The organism is Ferdinandcohnia sp. SAFN-114, from assembly GCF_059415045.1.
On the sequence record NZ_JBPFDQ010000189.1, the window covers coordinates 1 to 1,579 of the forward strand.

The following is a 1,579-nucleotide window of genomic DNA, read 5'->3' on the forward strand; positions in this document are numbered from 1 at the left end:
TTTTTTAAAAGATAAGAAAGTATAAAAATTTGGGTCTACCACAGTCATTTAAGCTGTGGTATTTTCATTTTATGGAGACCAATATATTGAGAAGAATATTTTTTGATAAACACCAACATTGGGAAGCTTTCAAAAGAAAACACGGTGCTAAAATCCGCCCTATCGTAATTAAGGAGGTTGAGAAATTTCGAGATTGTGGGGATATCAAAAATGGATTTAAGTTATTTGTGTGTGAAGGTTGTCATGATGTGCGAAAGGTTCCTTACCGATGTAAAGGTCGATTTTGTACCACGTGCTCTGTTGGAGAAAGTGAAGAATGGAGTAGGTTACTTACTGAAGATGTTCTTCAGGTTAATCATCGGCACGTAATTTTTACGATTGATGAAGGACTAAGAGATGTATTTCTCCTTCACCGACATCTATTAAAAGATTTAATGGATGCTTCTGCAAGACTACTTACTGACTTCTTCAAAAAGAAAGCAAAGGTAACACCTGGGATTATTGCTGGACTCCACACTTTTGGTTCAAGGGTCAACTTCAATCCTCACGTACATATGTTAGTTACAATGGGTGGATTAACAGAAAAAGGAGAATGGAAGCAGTATGATTTCTTGCCATTTACGATGCTTCGTAAACAATGGCAAACGGTCGTATTAAAATTAATTAGAAACGGAGTTTCACCAAGAGAAAAGAAAAGAATCCAACCAAGACTTCAAAAGGCGTTCACCAATAATGGCGAAGGCTTCTATGTGTATGCACCTAAACAGAGGGGAAAAATAAAAGAACAACTTCGTTATATTGGCCGTTATATTCGTCGACCAGCGATTGGAATCAATCGGATTGAGGCATATGATGGGCAATTCGTTACGTTCAAATATAAGGATAAAACTGACGGAAAAGACAAATCCGAAACCGTAAGTGTCGAAGAATTTATTTCACGTTTAATTCGCCATATCCCAGACGAGCAATTTAAAACTATTCGGCATTACGGTATGTATTCTAGAAGATCAAAAAACTTGTGTAAAAAAGTGTTGAGTACTTGGCAACAAAAAGCAAGACGTTGGGTTGTAAAAGTTAAGAAAACCTTACGTCGCCAGACGTGGCGTGAAAGAATAGTAGCCAGTGGCAAGAAAGACCCTCTCGTTTGTCAGAGGTGTGAATGTTACTATGAATACAAGGGAGAAGTCTGCCTTGAAAATGGTAAATTAGAAATAAAGGTAGCCTTATGCAAAACTACAAGAGCTTATTTAGAAAGGATGATTAACGATCTCACCGGTATCAAAAACCCGCAAAAAGGGAAAGAAAAAGAAGAAAAACATAAGCCTAAACCAGTCCAAGCAACAGAGCGTCAGCTATGTTTGTTTGGCGTGTCATGAGAAAGAAGAGATTCCTATTAACGTGGTAAGGGATTTCGATTTAATGGATGATGGAGATCCGACAACTCCTCCTATGTTTGCATGTGAAAAATGTGGGGGTGAAATGTATCCTGAGTATTATAAAGGGGTACATGGCATAGAGTACAAATTATCGGATATTCTCTAACCATGAAAAGGACCGGGCTATGCCCGGTTTTTCTTAT

At 37.8% G+C, this 1,579-nt stretch carries 1 protein-coding gene; it reads left to right on the forward strand.

Annotated features, from left to right (window positions below; genetic code table 11):
- Positions 1-71: 71 nt before the first annotated feature.
- Positions 72-1,376 carry an IS91 family transposase gene (locus tag ACR65M_RS26800; protein WP_083967595.1) on the forward strand — a complete coding sequence of 435 codons (1,305 nt, stop codon included), beginning with the start codon at positions 72-74 and terminating at the stop codon, positions 1,374-1,376.
- Positions 1,377-1,579 lie beyond the last annotated feature (203 nt).